The following is a 3,332-nucleotide window of genomic DNA, read 5'->3' as shown; positions in this document are numbered from 1 at the left end:
GGCCCTCGGCCGGGAACCAGCGGGACACGACGGCCAGGGTGGGCATCGGCTCGACACGGGGCTGACTCTCCGGCCGGCCGGCTCTCACCAGCGCGTCCGGGCTTTTCCCGGCTTTTCCCCATCTGGGCTCCCCTTCGAGCACCCGGGCTCGCAGGGGAGCAAGCCGCGCCACTGGCGCGGTGGGGCCACCGTGTCTCTCCCGAGTACCCAGGTCTCCCGAATACCCAGGCTCGGGGGGACGCGGAAGCCGATTCATGGCTGTGGGTGCTCCGGCCCCTGGGACGCTTCAGGCGTCCGGGAGTTCGCGCTTACGGGCCACGCCGCCAACGGCACCACCCCGTGGCCGGCCATCAGGCAGCTGAGGTGTCCGGGAACTCGCCCTTCGGCATCCCCGCGACGGTGTTCGGTCAGCCCCCGAGGCCCGTGGAGGCCCTGCGGACGGCTGCGCTGTTTCACGTGGGCGCGAGGTTCCACGTGAAACAGCGGCCTCTCCTCGTCTTCCTCGTCCGGGCCGGGAGCCCTCACCCGGACGAGGAAGACGAGGAGACGGCTCCCGACGCCGTCATCACCGCGACGATCCGCTCCAGGTCCTCGATGCTCGCGAACTCAACCGTGATCTTTCCCTTGTTCCGGCCCATGTCGACCTTCACCCGTGTGTCGAACTGGTCGGAGAGACGGGATGCGAGCTTGTGCAGGGCCGGCGAGGTGACCCGCGGGCGGTGGGGCGGCGTCCGCCGCGGCCCCTCCTCGCCCAGCGCGACGATCTCCTCGACGGCCCGCACGGACAGCCCCTCGGCGACGATGCGGGTGGCGAGCCGGTCCTGCGCATCGGGATCCTCCAGCGACAGCAGCGCGCGGGCGTGGCCGGCCGAGAGCACGCCGGCCGCCACCCGTCGCTGCACGGCCGGCGGCAGCCCCAGCAGTCGGATCATGTTGGTGACGTGGGAGCGGGAGCGCCCGAGCTTCCCGGCGAGTTCCTCGTGGGTGGCGCCGAAGTCGCGCAGGAGCTGCTCGTAGGCGGCCGCTTCCTCCAGCGGGTTGAGCTGCTGGCGGTGCAGGTTCTCCAGCAGGGCGTCGCGCAGCATGGCGTCGTCGGCGGTGTCCCGCACGATGGCGGGGATCTGGCTGAAGCCCGCAAGCCTGGACGCCCGCCAGCGCCGTTCGCCCATGACCAGCTCGTAGCGTCCGGGCATGATCTCGCGGACGACGATGGGCTGGAGCAGGCCGACCTCCCGCAGGCTCGCGGCCAGCTCCTCCAGGGCGTCCTCGTCGAAGTGCGTCCGCGGCTGGCGGGGGTTCGGCGTCACCGAGTCGACCGGGACCTCCCGGAAGGTGGCGCCGTGGACGGGCGCCGGTCCGACCGGCAGCCCGAAACCGTCGTCAATACTCGTGCTGATCCCGCCGACGCCCTCCGTCCCGGTCGGGATCAGTGCTCCCAGGCCGCGTCCCAGCCCACCCCGGCGCGCGGTCACACTCCCACTCCGTTCGGCTCGAAGCCCCGCTCGGCGATTTCACGCGCGGCGGCCAGATAGGACAGCGACCCGCGGGAGGCGGGGTCGTAGGTCAGCACCGAGCGGCCGTAGCTCGGCGCCTCGGCGATCCGCACGTTACGCGGGATGGTCGTGCCCAGGACGCGGCTGCCGAAGTGCTCCTTGACCTCGTGCACGACCTGGTCCGCCAGCCGCGTCCGCGAGTCGTACATGGTCAGGATGATGGTAGACAGCCGAAGCTCGGGGTTGAGGTGTGCCTGCACGAGTTCGACGTTACGCAGGAGCTGTCCCAGCCCCTCAAGCGCGTAGTACTCGCACTGGATGGGTATCAGGAGTTCCTTGGCGGCCACCAGGGCGTTGACGGTGAGCAGCCCGAGGCTCGGCGGGCAGTCCACCAGGATGTAGTCGACCTCCTGCCGCAGCCCGGCGATCGCCCGGCGCAGCCGGGTCTCCCGCGCCACCACCGACACCAGCTCGATCTCCGCGCCGGCGAGGTCGATCGTGGCCGGGGCGCAGTACAGCCCCTCGGCCTCGGACGACCTGACGACGACCTCCTCAAGCGGCCGGTCCCCGAGCAGCACCTCGTAGATGGACGGGACACCGGAACGGTGGTCGACCCCGAGAGCCGTCGATGCGTTGCCCTGCGGGTCCAGGTCGATGCAGAGGACCCGGCATCCGTGCATGGCCAGGGCCGTGGCGAGATTGACCGTGGTGGTGGTTTTCCCCACCCCGCCCTTCTGGTTCGCCACAGTGATGATGCGCTGTCGCGTCGGCCGGGGAAACGGCCGTCGTCGTTCCATTGTCAAGGCTTCCACTGCCGCTGCTGCCGCCGCTCCGATAGGGGTGGATGGATCGTTCGTATCCAGCGACGTGTCGGCGGGACGAACACCGTTCCGCGCCACGCGCATGGATCTGCTACTTCCTCCTGGCGCTGTTTCACGTGGAACGTGCGCGCCCACCTGCACGTTGCGCCTCCCGTCCTCGTCGCGTTTCACGCGTTTTCCCACTTCCCTGTCGGCGCCCAGGCTGTGGCGCCGCATGGACGGCGCGCAGTACGGTGGCCGGCTCGGTCACCCGTCCAACCCCGCACTTCACGACAGCCACATCACGCCAGCCCTGGGTCTCCAGCTCACCTCGCGCGACCGACAGCTCCTCGACAACGCTTGCCCCGCGCAGTGCAAGCATGACACCGCCCGGTTTCACCATTGGTAGGAGCATCGCGCCCAACCGTTCCAGGGGCGCGAGGGCCCGTGCAACGCAGACATCGAACGCGCGGGTATCCACGGTAGCGGCAGCGTCGGGCGCGCGTCCGCGAAGCACGATGACCCGCCCCTCAAGACCGAGCCGGCCCACCGCCTCCTGGAGGAACAGACAGCGGCGCTGCATCGGCTCGAGCAGGGTCACCCGCAGATCGGGACGAGCGAGGGCAAGCGGTATCCCGGGCAGCCCGGCTCCGCTGCCCACGTCCACGACGGCCGCCGCGTGATCGACAACATCCGCCACGACCGCGCTGTTGAGCAGGTGACGCTCCCAGAGCCGGTCGGCCTCTCGAGGGCCGATCAGGCCGCGTTCGACACCAGCGGTGGCAAGGAGGTCCGCGTAGACGCGGGCGAGCTCGAAACCGGCTCCGAAGACCTCGGGAGCGATGGGCGGGGGATCGTACACAGTCACCATCCGACCAGCATGCTCGACAGCGGGACACAAACGGCGCAACCAGCCTTCGGCACGCTCCGGGATTCCCACCGGATCGACTTCGCCGGCCCGGCAGGCCCGAGAACCAGCCTGGGGAGCCGATCCCGGCGGGCGCGGCGGGCGCGGCGGGCGCGGCGGGCGCGGCGCTGT

The 3,332-nt window shown here is 70.7% G+C and carries 3 protein-coding genes; all 3 read right to left on the bottom strand.

The genetic code is table 11. The annotated features are described in order from the left end of the window. Window positions 1-521: 521 nt before the first annotated feature. Genes NBW84_RS19195 through rsmG form a run of 3 tightly spaced genes read right to left on the bottom strand, consistent with a single transcriptional unit; the run spans window position 522 to window position 3,164 of the window. Window positions 522-1,472: a ParB/RepB/Spo0J family partition protein gene (locus tag NBW84_RS19195; protein WP_250286125.1), complete on the bottom strand. Its 951-nt coding sequence runs from the start codon at window positions 1,470-1,472 to the stop codon at window positions 522-524. Beyond that, window positions 1,469-2,530 (bottom strand): ParA family protein, encoded by a 1,062-nt coding sequence (locus NBW84_RS19190; RefSeq protein WP_445548773.1) that lies wholly within the window; start codon window positions 2,528-2,530, stop codon window positions 1,469-1,471. Before NBW84_RS19190 ends, NBW84_RS19195 begins: the two co-directional genes overlap by 4 nt. Further along, entirely contained in the window at window positions 2,427-3,164 is a 738-nt protein-coding gene (gene rsmG / locus NBW84_RS19185; RefSeq protein ID WP_250286123.1) for a 16S rRNA (guanine(527)-N(7))-methyltransferase RsmG, read from the bottom strand. The genes NBW84_RS19190 and rsmG overlap by 104 nt, the downstream gene beginning before the upstream one ends. Window positions 3,165-3,332 lie beyond the last annotated feature (168 nt).

Origin of the sequence: Protofrankia sp. CiP1_Cm_nod2 (assembly GCF_920664355.1) — a bacterium.
Classification (GTDB): domain Bacteria; phylum Actinomycetota; class Actinomycetes; order Frankiales; family Frankiaceae; genus Protofrankia.
This window is presented reverse-complemented; position numbering and strand designations above follow the sequence as displayed.

What these genes read in the sequence shown, in the direction of transcription:
- NBW84_RS19190 (WP_445548773.1), bottom strand. Translation starts at nt 2,530, where the DNA reads ATGCGGCGCCACAGCCTGGGCGCCGACAGGGAAGTGGGAAAACGCGTG.
- rsmG (WP_250286123.1), bottom strand. Translation starts at nt 3,164, where the DNA reads ATGGTGACTGTGTACGATCCCCCGCCCATCGCTCCCGAGGTCTTCGGA.